The sequence below is a fragment of the Pseudonocardia sp. KRD291 genome (genome assembly GCF_019263595.1).
Taxonomy (GTDB): Bacteria; Actinomycetota; Actinomycetes; order Mycobacteriales; family Pseudonocardiaceae; genus Pseudonocardia.
In genome coordinates this window covers 21,315-37,317 of sequence record NZ_JADQDD010000002.1, presented here as the reverse complement: position 1 = coordinate 37,317, position 16,003 = coordinate 21,315, and the positions used below count along the sequence as shown (strand labels likewise).

Sequence of the window (16,003 nt, the reverse complement as noted above, 5' to 3'; positions counted from 1 at the left end):
GGGGACTCAGTGCCGCTGCTTCGTCCCTCGACCGCCGGGACTCAGTCGACCTCGGCGCAGAGCGTCGTCGCGATGCCGAGCTTGAGGACCTCTGAGGCACCCTCGTAGACGCGCATCGGCCGGGCCTGGCGGTAGTAGCGCTCGATCGGGCTGTTCGCGATCAGACCCCAGCGGCCCATCACCTGTACCGACCGGTCCACGACGCGGCTGGCCGCCTCGGTCGCGGCGACCTTGGCCATCGACGAGCGGTTCAGCGCCGCGCGGGCGTCCTCGCGTGCGAAGGCGGCGGCCTGGTAGGTGAGCAACCGGGCCATCTCGACGTCGTTCCAGGAGTCGGCGAGCAGCTGGGCGACCGGGCCGTGCTTGAGCAGCGGCCGGCCGAACTGCTCGCGGGTCCGGGCGTGCCGGGCGGCCTCCTCCAGCGCTCCGGTCGCCAGCCCGACGGCCGCGCCCGCGACCGACACCCGGAACACGGCGAGCGTGCTGAGCACCAGCGACATCGCCTTGCCGGGCACGCCGAGGCGCGCCTCGGGCGGGAGCGCGACACCGTCGAAGGAGACGTCGCCGAGCACGTGCGGGGCGATCAGCTCGGGGCTCGGCCGGGTGCTGACACCGGGAGCGTCGGCGGGCACGAGCACCAGCGACAGCGACGGACCGCCGTCGAGCTCCTCCTTCACCAGCGTGACGAAGAAGTCCGCGGCGCCGGCGTTGGAGATGAAGGTCTTCTCCCCGTGCACGACGAGCTCACCGTTCTTCTCCGTGACGGTCGTGGATACGTTCTTCAGGTCGGAGCCGGCGTTGTCCTCGGTCAGCGCCAGGCCGGCGAGGGTCTCCACCGAGGCGACGCGGGGCAGCCAGTGCCGGCGCTGCTCGTCCGTGCCGCCGACGGTGATCGCGTAGCTGCCGATGCCCTGCAGCGCGAACATCGAGTCCAGGTGCGATGAGCCTTTCATCAGGACCTCGCGCACCAGGCAGACGGCCAGCGGGTCGACCTTCTCCGCGCGCCCGCCGAACTCGGCGGGCACCATCAGCCCGGCCAGCCCACTCGCCCGCAGCGCCTCGCGTATCCCGGGATGGATCTCGCTCATCGCGTCCGCCTCGGCCGAGATGTCCGCGACGGAGGCCGTGAGAGCGGCCGCCTCCTCCTGCAACGCACGTTCGGCGGCACCGAAGCCGAACCACTTCTCTGTGGAGTCCATGAATACTATGATACTAAACAGCGCGACCGGCGTCGACGGCTCCGGGCCGGCTGCGACGGTGACACGGACAACGTGGTCGAGAGAAGGGTGGAGTCGATGACGACAACCGGTGCGAACGCGGTGACCACGTCGGGTGGGCGGCGCGCGGCGGAACTCCTGCCGCAGCCGGAGTGGCTGCCGAGACTGGAGGGCTCCGCCCCGAAGTTCGTCGAGGGCCTGGCGCGGGTCTCAGATGTGATCACCGCCGGCGGTGCGCTGCCGGCGGGGTTGAAATCGCTGTTCGCGGCGGCGATCTGCGCGGTCAAGCGGGACGGCGACCTCGTCGACCACTTCCTCGCAGCCGCGGCGAAGCAGGGTGTCCCGCGCGAGCACGCGGAGGGTGCCTCGGTCGGACTGCTGATCTCGCGGGGCGTGACCCCGCACGCTCTGTTCGTCGAGGCGACGGACAAGGCCTACGGACCACCCGCGGGGCCCCCTGCGAGCGGGGACGACGCAACCGCCGGCTTCGACGCCGACGTCCAGGGCGCCTACTCCTACTTCCGCGAGTACTTCGGCTCCGTGCCAGACTACGTCGAGCTGCTCGGGGATCGGGCAGGGAAGGGGCTGGAGGGTTACTTCCTCATGCGGGAGTCCTCCTTGGGGGAAACGCCGCTGCCCGCGCGCGACATGGAGCTGCTGTTGTGTTCGGTGAACGCCGCCGAGTACCAGGCCCGCTTCGTCGCGATCCACGCGCGCGGCGCGCGACGTGCCGGGGCCACCGAGGAGCAGCTGGTCGAGGCCACGCTCACGGCCATGCCGTTCGCCGGCGTGGCGTCCTGGCTGCCCGCCGCGCAGGGAGTGATCGACTCGCGGGACGAGCCAGGTGCCCCGGAATGAGCGGGATCTCTGAGTACGATGGTCAGGAAAGTTCCGCGCTGGACAGGGAGTGACCATGACCGCCGCCCGTAAGGACGTCGCGCCGCGCTCGGCGCCGTCCGGCATGCCTCCGAAGCGGGCGACGGTGATCGCGCAGCGGATCGTCAAGGAGATCAAGGGCCGCAACCTGCAGCCGGGCGCCCATCTGCCGCCCGAGCGGGACATGCTCGAGACCTACAACGTCGGGCGCAACACGCTGCGCGAGGCTCTGCGGGTCCTGGAACTGCAGGGCGTCCTGATGATCCGGCCGGGGCCCGGTGGTGGGCCGGTGGTCACGTCGCCGGACTCGCGGCACCTGGCCAGCACGCTCGCCCTGCTCATGCAGTTCGCCGACACGCCGTTCCGCGCGGTGATCGAGACACGCCAGCTGCTGGAGCCGCTCACGGCGCGGCTGTGCGCAGAGCGCAGTGATCATGGGCTGCTCGCGGACCTGCGGGGGTCGGTGGACCGGATGGGCGAGAGTCTGGACGACCGTGAGGCGTTCCTGGACGAGAACCGCCGGTTCCATGATCTCGTCGCCTGGGGCTCGGAGAACCCGTTGTTCGGGTACTGCATCAACTCCCTGCACTGGATCACCGACGGGACCGTTCTGGGTGTCGACTACCCGCGTCGGTTCCGCAAGATCGTCTGGCGGGCGCACGACGAGGTCTGCATCGGGATCGAGTCCGGTGAGGGCGACAAGGCCGAGGCAGCCATGCGCGAGCACATGGACGACACGCTGGCCTACTTCGAGCGGCACTACCAGCGGCAGATGGACGAGGTCCTGAGCTGGGAGATGTACGGCACCTGAGTCCCTCCGGCCGCACGGCCGGGCGGGCTCACGCGGCCTCGGGCCGCCGCCGGCAACGTCGACTGCATGCCCATCGTCTCGGCTGAACGGCTTCGAACTGCTCGGCCATGGCCTGGGCGTGCAGTGCTTCTGCTCGCTGTGCTCCGGCTGTGCCCTGCCTGTTCCCGGGTGCTCGGTACGTCCGCGCGAATGGCCGTCGACTCACATCTGGTGATCTCGCCGACGAGCGTCTAGGATCCGATCTGTTGTTAATCATATCCCTAGATTGTGATCTCGAGGCGGCGCCGGAAGAGTAGGCCGCGGCCGCCGACGACGACGTCAGGACCGGTGAGATGAGCAAGACGCTGCTGGAGCGGGAGCAGGACCACCCTCAGGAGATCGTGGTGGAGCGGGACGGCCGGCGGATCGTCACGATGGACTCGGCGCGGTACGTCGACGCCCGCAACACCGGTACCGACGTCGTCGTGCCCGCTTCCTACATCGGGGTGCTGCCGGCGCGGATGGTGGCGATCCACCGGCCGCGCGGGGTCATCGGGCACGACGCCTGCGTCGGCAAGGACGGCGCCGGCATCGCCGGGCTCTGGTACCTGGAGGCGCTGGGCATCCCCGCGGCCACCGCGGACGGGATGACCGCGGACATGGGTAATGGTGAGGACCTCTACCGCAGCGGTGTCGTGAAGCACGTCAACTACGTCGCCGAGATCTGCGGGGTGACGGCCGGGATGAGTGTGGCCGAGGCAGCGGATGTCCTGCTGGACAACGACCCCACCGACACCGAGGTCGGCAACAAGGTCCGCCGCGAGATCGTGGAGCGCCACGAGAGCGGCCGGCGGGTGGTGGTGACCGACTCGATCGTCTGGGCCTACCCCGAGGACGAGCAGGCCAGCGTGCTGGTCACGGCAGGACACACCGGACGCAGCGGCGCGAAGTTCCTGCTCGAGGCGAACCCGTGGGGGTTCATCTGCCACGACGGCGGGATGAGCAAGAACCGCTCGGGCGTGTCCGGCCTGGTTACCGCGGACGAGGCCGGGCTGGCCGGCGCCTGCATCGACGGCACGACCGCGCCGATCGGCGACGCCTTCCTCGGCTACGCCCACGGCCTGATCAGCGCGCACAACGAGGCCGCGGCCCGGCGTGGTGTCGAGGTCGGGATGACCGTCAAGGACGCCGCGCACCGGCTGCTGGTGGGTGGGGCGTGACCGTGCTCGACAGCACGGCGCTGACCGCGGACTTCTGGGCCGCGGCCGCCCGCCGTGAGCTTGTGCGCCCCGTGTGCCGGGACTGCGGCCACAGCTTCTTCACCCCGCAGGTCGCCTGTCCCGCGTGCCTGTCGGAGGACTGGGTCTACCGGCCGAGCTCCGGGCGCGGGACCGTCTACAGCGCCACCGTCGTACACAAGGCCCCGAGCCCCGGCTTCACGGTGCCGTTCGGGCTCGGCGTCATCGACCTGGAGGAGGGCTGGAGCATGCTCGCCACCCTCGTCGGCGACCGGCTCCCGCAGATCGGCAGTGCCGTCGAGGTCACCTGGGTCGAGCGTGACGGCCGGACCCAGCCGGCGTTCGCGGAGGCCACCTCGTGAACCTGTCCGGTGTCGCCGTCGTCGGCGTCGGGGTGACGCCGCAGCGGAAGCGCTCGCAGCGCAACTCGCTGCAGGTCGCCCTGGACGCGGCCAAGCTCGCCCTCGCCGACGCCGGCCTGAGCCATACCGACGTCGACGGCATCGCGGCCCGCTGGCCCGGCCCCGGCGGAACCGAGCTGGCGCCGGGCTCTGCGGACTGGTCGACCCTGCTCGGCGTGCCGCTCGACTGGATCGGCGACTCCTACCCGCAGGGGGTCCCGGCGCTGCTCGACGCGGCCGGGGCCATCCTCACCGGGCAGGCCACCACGATCCTGATCACAGGCGGGCAGGCGGGCGTGCTGGGCGGCGGCCAGGTCGCGTCCTACACCCGCCCGGGCAACGAGTTCGTCGAACCGTTCGGCGCGTTCACCGCCGCGCACTTCGCCCTGGTCGCCCAGCGCCATCTCGCCCGGTTCCCGCACGCCCGGCGCGGCGCTGCGGAGATCGCCGCGACGATCCGCAACACCGGGTCCGCGAACCCCGAGGCGGTCATGCACGGGCGTGGGCCGTTCACCGCGGACGACGTGCTGGCCGCGCCGCCGGTCGTCGACCCGTTCACGCTGCTGGATCTCTGCCTGGCCTCCGAGGGCGGCGCCGCGATCGTCGTGACCACCCTCGAACGTGCCCGCGACCTGCCGCACCACCCGGTCGTCGTGCTCGGCGCGGGCATGGAGTGGATGCGTCAGCAGTATGTCGACCCACCCCGCTACGAGCAGGTCTGGCCGATCGGGAGGCGGGCGGCGGCGAAGGCCTTCGGGCTCGCCGGGCTCGGCCCGTGTGACGTCGACGTGGCCCAGCTCTACGACGTCAACTCGCTCGAGGTCGCCCGCCAGTTCGAGGCGCTGGGTTTCTGCGAGGTCGGCGAGGGAACCGACTTCGCGCTCGCCACCGGCATCGGGCCGGACGGCAAGCTGCCCACCTGCACCGACGGCGGACTCCTGTCCTTCAGCCACATCGGCTGGGGAGCACCCACACTCAAGATCGCCGAAGCCGTCCGCCAGCTGCGCGGGCAGGCGGGCGAGCGGCAGATCCCCGGGGCCGAGGTCGCGATCGCGGCCGGCGCCGGCTCGGGGGCCCAGTACTACAACCTCGCGCTCCTCGGACGCGCCCGATAGACCACCACCACCGGAAGGAGAGTCGGCGATGACGACGACCGAGGCGCCCAGAGGCGCCACCGACGAGCTCGACCTGAAGCGCAACGGAGTGATCGACTCCGACGTCCACCCGAACTTCGTCAACGGCATCCGCGACCTGATGCCGTACATGAGCGAGACGTGGAAGACGCGCCTGGGCATCAGCGGCGACGACTGGGCGAAGGGGATGGCCGCGGCCCAGTTCACGCTGCCGCTGGACTACCTCTACATCAACCCGGCCGGTGCCTACCGCGCGGACGCGGCACAGCCCGGCGTCCCGCCTGCCACGGACCCGGTGTTCACGGCCAAGCAGCTGCTCGACCCGCACCACGTGTACCGGGCCGTGCTGCTCTCCGGGCAGTGCCTGGGCATCGGCGCAATGCCCGACGGCATGGTCGCCGCGACCATCGCCTCGGCCTACAACGAGTGGATGACCGAGCGCTGGCTGCAGGAGGACAAGCGCTTCCGCGGTGCCCTCGTGGTCGCCCCGCAGGACCCGGAGGCCGCGGTCGCCGAGATCGACCGGGTGGCCGGTCGCGACGGCGTGGTCGCGGTGTTCATGCCACTCGGGCAGATCCTGATGGGCGAGAAGCACTACTGGCCCATCTACGAGGCCTGCGCCCGGCACGAGCTGCCGCTGGTCACACACCCCAGCGGCACCGAGAACGTGTTCGCGAAGGCGCCCCAGATGGCCGGCACGCCGACCTTCTACCTGGAGTGGCACACCGCGCTGGGCCAGATCCACCAGTCCAACACGCTGAGCATGATCTGCCACGGCGTGTTCGAGAAGTTCCCGAAGCTCAAGCATGTGATCGCCGAGGGCGGGTTCATGTGGGCGCTCGAGGTCATGTGGAAGCTCGACCGGGACTGGAAGGGTCTGCGCAACGAGGTGCCGTGGCTGACCCGGCCGCCGTCGGAGTACCTGCTCGACCACGTCCGGTTCACCACGCAGCCCTTCGTCGAGCCGCACGACCCGCGCCACTTGGCGCCGCTGATGGAGATGATGCACGCCGAGCGCGTGCTGATGTACAGCTCTGACTACCCGCACTGGGACTTCGACAACCCGGACCGCGCGCTTCAGGGGCTCACGCCGGAGCTGCGCCGCCGGATCCAGGTCGAGACCCCCCGAGAGGTCTACGGAGACCGCCTTGACTGAGACGACGACCGGGCCCGACCTCGTCCAGAAGGAGGACGCCGTGCATCCGAAAGGCACGCCGCATGTCGTATGCCGCGTCGACGAGCTGCCGCCGGGCGACCGGAAGATCGTCGAGATCGACGGCCGGTCGATCGGGGTGCTCAACGTCGACGGCCGATACCACGCGCTGATGAACACGTGCCCGCACCACGGCGCGCCGCTGTGTGAGGGCGTCGTCAAGGGCACGATGGCCGACACCGCACCGCACGAGTACTCCTACGGCCGGCACAACGAGTTCATCACCTGTCCCTGGCACGGCTACGAGTTCCGGCTCGACACCGGGCGGGCCCTGGTCAAGACCGAGCGTGCCCGAGTGCGCGTCTACACCGTCGTCGTCGACGGCGATGACGTCGTGCTCTACGTCTGAGCGCGGGAACCCGCGCAACCCGAGGAGACACGACACATGGACATCGGTGTCGCCGTACTGGCGCATGCCCGGAACACCCCGCACGCGACCGCGGCGTTCGAGGGTGACCGGTCACTGAGCTACGCCGAGCTCGACGAACGCTCCAACCGCCTCGCGAACACCCTGCAGGGCCGGTTCGGCGTGCGCCCGGGGGACCGTGTCGCGGTGCTGCTGCGCAACCGGATCGAGGTCGCCGAGGCGATCGTGGGCTGCGCCAAGGCGGGCGCGGTGTACTGCGGGCTCAACTTCCGGATGAGCGAGGACGAGTACCGGGCGATCTTCGGCAACGCCGGCGCCCGCGTCCTGCTCACCGAGGGGCCCCTCCGCGACCTGGCCGAGACGCTCGGCGCCGAGTTCGGCATGGCCGTGCTCGACGTCGACGACGCGTCCGACGCCGGGTACGGCTCGCTCGCAAGCGCCTCGTCGGCGCCGCCGCCGACGGTGCACGCCCGGGCGCCCGAGGACGAGTTCTGCATCGTCTACACCAGCGGGACGACCGGGGCGCCCAAGGGCATCCTGTTCGACGCCCGCGCGGTGTCGACACACGCGATGGTCGCCGGGCTCGAGTACGGGATGTCGGCGAGCTCGCGCTGGCTGACCGCCATCCCGCACAACTCCAGCGTGCAGATCACCCTCGCGCCGACGTTCTTCCTCGGCGGTGCCGTCGGGTTCCTCGACTCCCGGGGTTTCGACCCCGGCGCGTTCGCGGCCGAGGCGACGAAGCAGGGCGCCACGCACACCTACCTGGTGCCGACCATGCTCTACCGCGTGCTCGAAGCCGGCCTGGAACGCTCCGCGCTGCCCACACTGACCTCGATCGGGTACGGCGCCGCGCCGATCGCCCCGGACCGGGTCACCGAGCTGGTCAGGCGGTTCGGGCCGGTGTTCAGCCAGCTCTACGGGATGGCCGAGGTCGCCTCGATCGCGACCATGCTGCGCCAGAACGACCACCGGCGGATCGCCGAGGGCCGCACCGACCTCACGGCATCCGCCGGGCGGCCGTCCTTCCTGACCGACGTGCGGGTGGTGAACGACGAGGGCGGCGACGCCGCCCCCGGCGAGCGCGGCGAGGTCCTGTTCCACACCCCGTACACCATGCTCGGCTACCACCGGAACCCGGAGAAGACGGCGGAGACGCTGGTCGACGGGTGGGTGCGCTCCGGTGACATCGGGCAGTTCGACGACGAGGGCTACCTCTACATCGTCGACCGCAAGAAGGACCTGATCATCCGCGGTGGCTACAACATCACCCCGTCGGAGATCGAGAACGTGCTCTACGCCCACCCCGCGGTCCTCGAGGCCGCGGTCGTCGGACTACCGGACACCGAGTGGGGTGAGTCCGTGCTTGCGGCGGTTGCGCTGCGCGCCGGCGCCACGCTCGACACCGCGGAGCTGCAGGCGCACTGCCGCGCCGCCGGGCTGCCCAGTATCAAGGTCCCCGGTCAGGTGCTGACGCTGGACTCGCTGCCCAAGAACGCCGTCGGCAAGATCGCCAAGCGTTCGGTCGTGGAGATCGCCGCGGGGAAGGGCGGCGCGCGGTGACCGGCCCGGCGGAAGGCGCGCCGGCGCGCACCGCGGCCGAGGAGGAGCTGAAGGTCGAGGTCATCGCCCGTGAGGCCGTGGCCGAGGACGTGGTGTCGCTGGAGCTGCGCCGCTGCGGCGGCGGCGCGCTGCCGTCCTGGACCCCGGGCTCGCACATCGACCTCGTACTCGACGAGCACCTCGAACGCCAGTACTCGCTCTGCGGCGACCCCGGCAACGGCGAGACCTGGCGGATCGCGGTGCTGCGCGAACCCGGGAGCCGCGGCGGGTCGGAGCACGTGCACGACCGGATCGGGGTCGGCGACATCCTCACCGTCCGCGGCCCGCGCAACCACTTCGCACTGGAGCCGGCGCCGCGCTACGTGTTCGTCGCGGGCGGCATCGGCATCACCCCGATCCTGGCGATGATCGCGCAGGCGGCGGCGTCGGGTGCGGACTGGAGTCTCGTCTACGGGGGCCGGCGCGCGGCCTCGATGGCGTTCCGCGACGAGCTCGCCGCGCACGGCGATCGGGTGCGGGTCCACCCGCAGGACAGCCACGGGCTGCTCCCGCTCGGCGAGATCCTCGGGACACCCGCCGAGGGCACGCTCGTCTACTGCTGCGGTCCCGAACCTCTGCTGCAGGCCGTCGAGCAGCAGTGCGCGAGCTGGCCGCACGGCGCGCTGCACGTGGAACGTTTCGCGCCCAAGGAGATCGGCGAACCCGTGCGGTCGCAGGGCTTCCGGGTGCGGTGCGCCCGGTCCGGGATCGAGGTCGAGGTGGGCCCGGACCACTCGATCCTCGAGGTGCTGGAGGAGGCCGGTGCTCCCGTGCCGTCGAGCTGCCGGGAGGGCACCTGCGGCACCTGCGAGTCCGACGTCGTCTCCGGGCGGCCCGATCACCGCGACTCCGTCCTGAGCGGCGACGAGCAGGAGGCCGGCGAGATCATGCTGATCTGCGTCTCCCGGTCGCTCGACGACGAGCTCGTGCTCGACATCTGAGAAAGGCACGCACCATGGACATCGATCTAGAAGGCCGGGTCGCGATCGTCACCGGCGCGAGCCGAGGGCTGGGGCGCGCAGCCGCCGAATCACTCGCGGCCGAGGGCGCGCGGGTGCTCGCGGTCGCCCGGACCACCCCGGGCCTGGAGAAGCTGCAGGCCACCCACCCAGACCGGATCGCGATCGCGACCGTCGACATGGCATCGGCCGACGAGGTGGCCGCCCTGCCCGACCTCGCCGTCGAGCGTTTCGGGCGCCTCGACATCGTGGTCAACAACGCCGGCATCGCCCCGGCCGGACGGTTCGTCGACCAGCCCCAGGAACAGTGGGACGAGGTCTTCGCGGTCAACGTGCGGGCGCCGGCGGTGCTGGCCAGGGCGGCGGGGAAGCACTTTCTGGCCCAGCGCTCCGGCAAGGTCATCAACGTCGCCAGTACGTCCGGGATCAACGGCAAGCCGGTGCTGGTGTCGTACTCGGCGTCGAAGGGCGCGATCCTGCAGTTCACCAAGGCGCTCGCCGCGGAATGGGGCCGGTTCGGCGTGCAGGTCACGGCGATCGCGCCGGGCGCGTTCGAGACCGATGCCCAGTCCGCCGTCCTCGATGACCCGGAGACCCTGACCCGGCGCCTGCGCAAGATCCCCGCCGGCCGGATGGGCCGCAGCGAGGAGTTCGGCCCGCTGGTCTGCTACCTAGCCTCCCCGCTGTCGGATTTCATGACCGGATCCGTCGTCGTGTTCGACGGGGGAGAGGTGAACAAGCTGTGATCATTGACGGGCACACCCACGTGTATCCGGACCGGGTCGCGAAGAAAGCGATCGCCGGCTCACCCGCGGACCTCAAGCGCTTCGGCGACGGCACCGTCGACAGCCTCACCGAGGTCATGGCGGCCTCCGGGGTGGACCGCTCGGTCTGCCTGGGCGTCGCCAACACCCCGGACCGCGTCGACAACGCCAACCGGTTCGCCGGGTCGCTGGACCCGGCCCGCTTCGTCGGGTTCGGCTCCGTGCACCCGGGGCTGAGCCCGGAGGAGAACGTCGCGAGCCTGCGCGCGTACGGGCTCAAGGGCGCCAAGGTGCACCCGATGTTCCAGGACCTGCGCCTCGATGACCCCCGCCTGCTCGCCACGCTGGACGCGATGTCCGGCGAGTTCGCCGTGATCATCCACGTCGGCGCGGCCGGGGAGGACCCGGGCGAGCGGTGCAGCCCGGCCATGCTCGCCGAGATCGTCCGCCAGTTCCCCCGGCTGGACGTGATCGCCTGCCACTTCGGCGGCTACCGGCGGTTCGAGGAGGCGGTCGAGACGGTCGTCGGGCTGCCCGTGCACCTGGACACCTCGTGGCCGCCGGGTCTGGCGACCCTGGCGCCGGATCGGGTCAAGGCCGTGATCGAGAAGCACGGGCCGGAGAGGGTCGTGTTCGCCTCGGACTGGCCGATGGCCGACCCGGGCGCCGAGATCGAGACGATCAGGAGCCTGGGCCTGTCCGACGACGACACCGACGCGGTGCTCGGCGGGAACCTCGCCCGCCTGCTCGGGATCGCCGGGTGACCAGGCGGGTCGCCCTGGTCACCGGCAGTGCCCGCGGTATCGGCCGCGCGATCCTCGAACGGCTCGCGGTGGACCACGACTGCGTGGTCCACGGGCGCCGGGACGCTGCGGCGGCCGAGGAGGTCGCGCGGGTCGTCGCGGGGAAGGGGGCCGACACGCTCGTCGTCACCGCGGACCTGGGTGATGCCGAGCAGGTCGCCCGTCTCGCCGACTCCGTCCTGCAGCGCTTCGGGCGGCTCGACACCCTCGTCGCGAACGCGGCATCGACGGCGTTCAAGCCGCTGGTCGACGTCGGCGTAAGGCACAGCCGGATGACGTTCGCGACGGTCGTCGACAGTCTGGTCGAGCTGGTGCACCGCACCGCCCCGGCGATGGGGGCCGGTGGCCGGGTGCTGACGATCGGTGGCCTGGACGCCCGGTTCGCCCAGGCCGGACACGGGCTGCTGGGTGGGGCGAAGGCGGCGCTTGAGGCCCTGACCCGGTCCTGGGCCGTCGAGCTGGGCCCTCGAGGCGTCACCGCCAACACGATCGTCCCGGGCCCGGTGCTCACCGACTCGCTGGAGACGTACCTGAACGGTCAGGACGACGTCCGCCGGTTGCTCGTCGACCACACCCCGGTCGGACGGCTCTGCACACCGGACGACGTCGCCGACGTGGCCGAGTTCCTCGTCTCCCCGGCTGCGGCCATGATCTCCGGCCAGGTCGTCACGGTCGACGGCGGCGTCAGCGCACAGGGCGGGCCGTGGGGCGCGATGCGCGAGCTCTGGTGAGACGCCGAGGGCGGTGAGGACGCGGGATGGGCCCGGGCCCACCAGGATCCGGGCCCATCGTGCATCCGCCGGCGGCCGATCAGCTCGTCACGGGGTGTGCGCTGACCAGCGGTGTATCGACCCCGATCCGGCCGGCGTCCGCCGCGCCGCCAGGCCCGCCGATCGCGTCCGAGCGGCCGGCTAGGACGTCGACGAAGAACCGGCGGTTGTCCTCGACGAAGGCGAGCTCGTCGCGGGTGGCCGCCAGGTCCTCGGTGATGGCCTCGACGGGACACACCGGCTCGCAGGCGCCGCAGTCGACGCACTCGTCGGGATGGATGTAGAGCTTGCGGTCCCCCTCGTAGATGCAGTCGACGGGGCATTCCTCCAGACAGGAACGGTCGAGCACGTCGATGCAGGGGCCGGCGATCAGGTAGGTCATGCCGAGTTCCTCCGAATGGTCAGGATGGGCTACGGGGCGACCCGTAGCTCCTTCGGGCCCCGGATCCAGAACGACGGCATCCACTCCATGTCCGGCTCGACCGGGTGCAGGGCGGGCATGCGCTGCAGGGCCTGGCGGACGGCGCTGCCGCACATGAGCTTCCCGAGCATGTCGCCGATGCAGTAGTGCGCGCCTCGGGCGAAGCCCAGGTGCTTGTTCTTGCCGGGGCGGTCGATGTCGAAGGTGTCGGGGTTCTCGAACACCCGCTCGTCGCGGTTGGCCGAACCGATGAAGGAGAACACCAGCGAGTCCGCCGGGATCGTCTCGCCGTGCATCGCGATGTCCTGCGTGGCCGTCTGGAACACGAAGTGCACCGGCGACTGGTGGCGCATCGTCTCGTCGACGACCTCGCTGAACAGCGCGGGGTCGGCCTGCGCCCGGGCGCGCGTCCCGGGCTGCTGGAACAGCTCCCACATCGATGTGCCGATCAGGTGCGACGGGGTCTCCGACCCGCCGAACTGGATCAGTGCGACGAGGCTGAGGATCTCGGTCTCGGTGAGCGACTGGTTCTCCTCCTCGGCGTGCACGAGGGCGGAGATGAGGTCGTTGCCGGGGTTCTTGCGCCGGTAGGCGATCTGGTCGGTGAAGTAGGCGCGCAGCTCCTCGACGCTGCGCTTCATCTGGGCGAGCTCGTCTGCGGGCAGGGCCGTCCGGCTGGGGGCCTTGATCAGGTCCATGGTCCATCGCTTGAAGTCGCCCCGGCCGAGCACCGCGTCCACGCCGAGGATCTCGGCGGTCACGCTGACCGGCACGTAGGCGGCGAAGTCGGAGACGAAGTCGAACTCGTCCTTCTGCTGCGCCTCGTCGAGCAGGTCCCCGATCACCTTCTCGATCCGGTCCTGCATGCCGCGGATCACCTTCGGGGTGAACGCTACGTTCGCGAGCTTGCGCAGCCGGGTGTGCTCCGGCGGGTCCATCGCGATGATCGAGGGTACTTCGGGGACAGGGTCGAACTCGCCGAAGGCGTTGGCGATGAAGTCCCGTGCCGAGAACAGCTCCGGGTGCTTGAACGTGTAGGCGCAGTCCTCGTACCGGAAGATGCCCCAGGCGTTGAGCGCCTCGATGAACCGGACCGGCGTCTCGTCCCGGGCCTGCTTGTACAGCGGATAGGGCTGCTGCTGGAACTCGGGGGAGAGCGGGTTGAAGTCGACCGCGGTCGTCATGGTGGGCTGTCCCTTCGTCGCGCGTCATCGAGCGATAAATCTAGGGATATAGTAGTGATAGTCACACCGACGTCAAGCGCCCGGCGGCCGGTGGTGGGTCATCCGTCTCGGGCGGTTGGTCAGGCGTGTACGGCGGTCAGCTCGTCCCAGAGGTGGGACTCACCGGCGGCGAGAACGCGCTCGCCGAGCACGGTCGCCCAGTGCTCCTCGGGGCGGTCCGCGTCCCGAAGGGCCCACAGCAGTCGCGTGAGCGGGTGCAGGTCGTACTCCTGCGTGATGCCGATGGCGCCGTGCAGCTGATGGGCCAACTGCGCTGCTTCGGTGGCCGCGGCCCCGCACACGATCCGGGCCGCGCCGGCCGCGGGGTACGCCCTCGATGTCCCGGCGTCCGCGAGCGCCATCGCCAGGGCGGCCTCGGCCTGGATGATCTCGACCCGGAACCGGGCCAGCGCCGTGCCGACGGCTGACAGCTTGACGAGCGGACGGCCGAACTGTTCGCGGCTATGGACGTGGTCACGCGTCAGGCCGTAGGCGCCGCGCGCCGCGCCGACCATCGCCGCCGACCGCAGCAGGGCCAGGCGTGCCGACACCGCCTCGGTCTCGACTCCGGTCAGCGGGACGAGCGTCGCGGCGGGTGCCTCGAGCTGGTCGAGTGGCTGTCCGGCGGCATCTGTCCCCGGCGTGATCAGGACTCCCTTGCCCCCGGTGTCCAGCACCGCGGGCGGGCCGTTCTCGCCCAGCACGATCACGTGCGAGGCGGGTGCCGCCGCCCAGGGGACCGTCAACCGCAGAGTGCGCGACGGCGGGTGGGTGGTGTACGCGACGGTCCCGAGGGCGGGTGACACGCCCGACCCGGCCATGGCCCAGCACGCCGTCGCATGTTCGGCGAGCGGCGTGCCGGCGCCGTGTTCGGCCAGCGATTCCGCGATCTCGACGAGGTCGCTCATCTCTCCGCCGGAGCCGCCTGTTTCCTCCGCCACTCCCACGGTGGTCAATCCCAGGTCGGTCAACGTCTTCCAGGGGTCGCCGCCCCCGCTCACGACGTCGCGCACCAGGTCGCGGAGCTCGCTCACGACGCCACCTCGTTCTTCGTCACGATGGAGAGCAGTACCTCGGACGCGCCGCCGCGAAGGGAGAATCCGGGTGAGGCCAGCAGGGCTTGATCGAGTGATTGCCGCAGGCTCGGCGGTCCGTGCGGGACGACGCGGCGAGCCAGTTCGAGGACGTCGCGCTCGAAGGCGTTGCCGAGCAGCTTGCAGGTGGCAGCCTCCTGGACGGGGGCCGCTCCCGCGTCCAGCATCTCCGCGATCATGTGGCACAGGCGGCGGAGCACCCCGAGCTGCGCGGCGAACCTGCCCAGCTCCGGGGCCAGAGTCGACGAGAGCGGGCTCGCGTCGCGCAGGATCGCGAGCAGCAGCGGGTAGGTCGTGAGGACCCGCTCCGGGCCGCCCCGTTCGAACGCGAGCTGCTCGGTGACCTGGCGCCAGCCCTCGCCCTCGGTGCCGATCAGGCGGTGCGCGGATACCCGGACGTCGTCGAACGTGACCTCATTGAAGTGGTGCTCCCCGGTCATGTCGACGATCGGTGAGACCCCGACCCCGTCGGCCGTCATGTCGACCACGAACTCGGAGAGTCCCCGGTGCGGGCGGTCTCTCTCGGTCCGGGGCGTGGTGCGGGCGAGCACGTAGGCATGGGTGGCGTGGTGCGCCCCACTGGTCCAGATCTTGCGACCGGAGATCCGGAAACCGTCGCCGTCCGGGAGGGCCCTGGTCCGGGCCGAGGCCAGGTCGGAGCCGGCCTCCGGCTCGCTGAGACCGAGGCAGAATGCGAGGTCGGCCGACGCGATCCCCGGCAGGATCTCTGCCTGCAGGCGCGGGTTGCCGTGCCGCAGGACGGTGGGGCCGATCTGCCGGTCGGCGATCCAGTGCGATGCGACCGGCGCACCGGCCCGCAGGAGCTCCTCGGTGACGGCCAGGCGGTGGACGTTGCTCAGGCCCTTCCCGTACGGCGCCGGCCAGGTCAGCCCGATCAGCCCGCGGGCCGCCAGTTCCTTGCTGAACTCCGGGTCGGGGCTGCGCAGCCACGAGTCGCTACGCGGCGTGTAGCGGCCGGCTTGTTGCCAGTCGGCACAGAGCTGCCGTACCTCCTTCCGCAGCTCGAAGGGGGTGGGTTGCGATGCCGTGTCGGACTTCATCGACTCTCGCTCCTCGGTTCCACGCGCACCGTCGTGGTGCGCGGCGCGACAAATCTATGAACACAGTACAT

The 16,003-nt window shown here is 71.0% G+C and carries 17 protein-coding genes; 12 read left to right on the top strand and 5 right to left on the bottom strand.

The features are described from left to right. Positions 1–41: 41 nt before the first annotated feature. Positions 42–1,199 carry an acyl-CoA dehydrogenase family protein gene (locus tag I4I78_RS00855; RefSeq protein WP_218609202.1) on the bottom strand — a complete coding sequence of 386 codons (1,158 nt, stop codon included), beginning with the start codon at positions 1,197–1,199 and terminating at the stop codon, positions 42–44. A gap of 96 nt (positions 1,200–1,295) precedes the next feature. Here I4I78_RS00855 and I4I78_RS00850 point away from each other — a divergent pair, with 96 nt between their 5' ends. The 12 genes from I4I78_RS00850 to I4I78_RS00795 all read left to right on the top strand — a co-directional run bounded on the left by I4I78_RS00850 (position 1,296) and on the right by I4I78_RS00795 (position 12,094). Then, positions 1,296–2,075: a carboxymuconolactone decarboxylase family protein gene (locus I4I78_RS00850; protein WP_218609201.1), complete on the top strand. Its 780-nt coding sequence runs from the start codon at positions 1,296–1,298 to the stop codon at positions 2,073–2,075. A 55-nt stretch (positions 2,076–2,130) separates the two neighbouring features. Further along, a complete protein-coding gene (locus I4I78_RS00845) occupies positions 2,131–2,904 on the top strand; it encodes a FadR/GntR family transcriptional regulator (protein WP_218609200.1) in 774 nt (257 codons plus the stop codon). A gap of 332 nt (positions 2,905–3,236) precedes the next feature. After that, entirely contained in the window at positions 3,237–4,103 is an 867-nt protein-coding gene (locus I4I78_RS00840; protein WP_218609199.1) for a hypothetical protein, read from the top strand. Beyond that, positions 4,100–4,483, top strand: coding sequence for a Zn-ribbon domain-containing OB-fold protein (locus I4I78_RS00835; RefSeq protein WP_218609198.1), 384 nt, complete (start codon positions 4,100–4,102; stop codon positions 4,481–4,483). Before I4I78_RS00840 ends, I4I78_RS00835 begins: the two co-directional genes overlap by 4 nt. Further along, positions 4,480–5,637 carry a thiolase family protein gene (locus tag I4I78_RS00830; protein WP_218609197.1) on the top strand — a complete coding sequence of 386 codons (1,158 nt, stop codon included), beginning with the start codon at positions 4,480–4,482 and terminating at the stop codon, positions 5,635–5,637. The genes I4I78_RS00835 and I4I78_RS00830 overlap by 4 nt, the downstream gene beginning before the upstream one ends. A 28-nt stretch (positions 5,638–5,665) precedes the next feature. After that, entirely contained in the window at positions 5,666–6,811 is a 1,146-nt protein-coding gene (locus I4I78_RS00825) for an amidohydrolase family protein (protein ID WP_218609196.1), read from the top strand. Next, complete coding sequence (locus I4I78_RS00820; protein ID WP_226378863.1) at positions 6,804–7,217, top strand: Rieske (2Fe-2S) protein; 414 nt, start codon at positions 6,804–6,806, stop codon at positions 7,215–7,217. Before I4I78_RS00825 ends, I4I78_RS00820 begins: the two co-directional genes overlap by 8 nt. Before the next feature lie 36 nt (positions 7,218–7,253). Next, positions 7,254–8,798 (top strand): class I adenylate-forming enzyme family protein, encoded by a 1,545-nt coding sequence (locus tag I4I78_RS00815; RefSeq protein ID WP_218609195.1) that lies wholly within the window; start codon positions 7,254–7,256, stop codon positions 8,796–8,798. Beyond that, entirely contained in the window at positions 8,795–9,778 is a 984-nt protein-coding gene (locus I4I78_RS00810; RefSeq protein WP_308251832.1) for a PDR/VanB family oxidoreductase, read from the top strand. The genes I4I78_RS00815 and I4I78_RS00810 overlap by 4 nt, the downstream gene beginning before the upstream one ends. A 14-nt stretch (positions 9,779–9,792) precedes the next feature. Then, on the top strand, positions 9,793–10,542 hold the full coding sequence (locus tag I4I78_RS00805) for an SDR family NAD(P)-dependent oxidoreductase (protein ID WP_218609194.1): 750 nt from the start codon (positions 9,793–9,795) through the stop codon (positions 10,540–10,542). Next, the gene (locus I4I78_RS00800; RefSeq protein WP_218609193.1) at positions 10,539–11,324 is read left to right on the top strand and encodes an amidohydrolase family protein; all 786 of its coding nucleotides are present in this window, start codon (positions 10,539–10,541) and stop codon (positions 11,322–11,324) included. Before I4I78_RS00805 ends, I4I78_RS00800 begins: the two co-directional genes overlap by 4 nt. Beyond that, positions 11,321–12,094, top strand: coding sequence for an SDR family NAD(P)-dependent oxidoreductase (locus I4I78_RS00795; RefSeq protein ID WP_218609192.1), 774 nt, complete (start codon positions 11,321–11,323; stop codon positions 12,092–12,094). Before I4I78_RS00800 ends, I4I78_RS00795 begins: the two co-directional genes overlap by 4 nt. Before the next feature lie 79 nt (positions 12,095–12,173). On the opposite strand, the gene fdxA is transcribed toward I4I78_RS00795, so the two are convergent. From fdxA to I4I78_RS00775, 4 genes are all read right to left on the bottom strand, one after another. After that, complete coding sequence (gene fdxA, locus I4I78_RS00790; RefSeq protein ID WP_218609191.1) at positions 12,174–12,515, bottom strand: ferredoxin; 342 nt, start codon at positions 12,513–12,515, stop codon at positions 12,174–12,176. 29 nt (positions 12,516–12,544) lie between these two features. After that, positions 12,545–13,738: a cytochrome P450 gene (locus tag I4I78_RS00785; protein ID WP_218609190.1), complete on the bottom strand. Its 1,194-nt coding sequence runs from the start codon at positions 13,736–13,738 to the stop codon at positions 12,545–12,547. A gap of 119 nt (positions 13,739–13,857) precedes the next feature. Beyond that, a complete protein-coding gene (locus I4I78_RS33630; RefSeq protein WP_218609189.1) occupies positions 13,858–14,811 on the bottom strand; it encodes an acyl-CoA dehydrogenase family protein in 954 nt (317 codons plus the stop codon). Then, complete coding sequence (locus I4I78_RS00775) at positions 14,808–15,932, bottom strand: acyl-CoA dehydrogenase family protein (protein WP_218609188.1); 1,125 nt, start codon at positions 15,930–15,932, stop codon at positions 14,808–14,810. Before I4I78_RS00775 ends, I4I78_RS33630 begins: the two co-directional genes overlap by 4 nt. Between the last annotated feature and the right edge of the window lie 71 nt (positions 15,933–16,003).